Genomic DNA, 1147 nt, shown 5'->3' on the forward strand with positions numbered 1-1147 from the left:
CACGTTGATGGTATCGCCCAGCTGGTAGTTGTTGCTACCGGTAGTACCGCCAAAATTGATGCCTTTGGCGATGTTGGCCGCATTATTGGCAACGTTCTGGTTCGTAGCATGCAGCTGACCGCCGTTCACAGCTTCTTTGCTGCCTGCAGCAATGTTACCGTCCGCTACGTTACCCAAAGTCACCGGGCTGCCTGCAGTACCGCCTACCAGGTTCACCTTGTTGCTCGGAGTGCTGGTGGGGTTACCTGATGCATCGGCATAGGTCATCGGGGTATCAAACTTAACGGTAGTCACGCCATTGGCGCTCGTTACGTTGGCTACGGTACCTTGGCCGTTGGCAAAGTTAACGGTGTCGCCGTGGGTAACGAAGTCTTTGTCTGTGCCGTTACCTTGTACGGTAAAGCCCGCGTTCAATACGTCGTTAACCGTGGCGGCATTGTTGCCCTTACCTTCCAAATCGGTGCGGCTATTACCGGCCGGGTTGGTTACGGCATTACCTGCATCTGCCAGATTGCTCTTCACGTTAGCCAAAGTGGTCGGCGCAGTGGTGTTACCAGCTGCATTCTGCATGCTGGCAATCACGTCGCCGGCTGGAACTTCGTTGCCGCCTGTCGGTGCGTCATAGAATTTGCCGTCGGGTTGTTTGTACACTTTGCTGCCGTCTGCTTTGGTGTACACCACTGGGGTTTGGGCATCTTGCACCACAGATTGGGCATCCAATGCATAGGTGTACGTTTGGTTGCCGCTGGCATTGTCTATATCCTGTTTTACAGTTAAACCGTTACCGGCTGCAAAGGTTACTTTCTGACCAGGTTTAACGGTAGTAGGTGTGGCGTTGGTGCCGCTAGCCAAATTACCGCTCGCTGTGGCTTGGAAACCGCTGTTGTTAATTGCATTGGCAATGTCGCCGGCTGTGGCCAGTTTGTTGGCATCAGCAGCAGCTGGGGTATCGACTTTGCCGTTGGCTACCATCAGCGGCGTGGTGGCGGCCGCTACTTTGTAGGTGGTACTGCCGGTTGCGTTATCCACAATCGAGGTAACGGCAATACCGTCACCAGCAGTTACCTTGGTGGCGGCTGCTTTGAGCTGGTCTACATTAACCGCATCGGTACCGTCCGTACCCGCAGCAACATTGGTAATCTTGTTG

At 54.2% G+C, this 1147-nt stretch carries 1 pseudogene; it reads right to left on the bottom strand.

Annotated elements, in window-relative coordinates:
• Positions 1–1147: pseudogene (locus tag ACZBKJ_RS09865) on the bottom strand (hypothetical protein); the annotation flags it as partial.

This window comes from Moraxella sp. I5G (assembly GCF_055193055.1).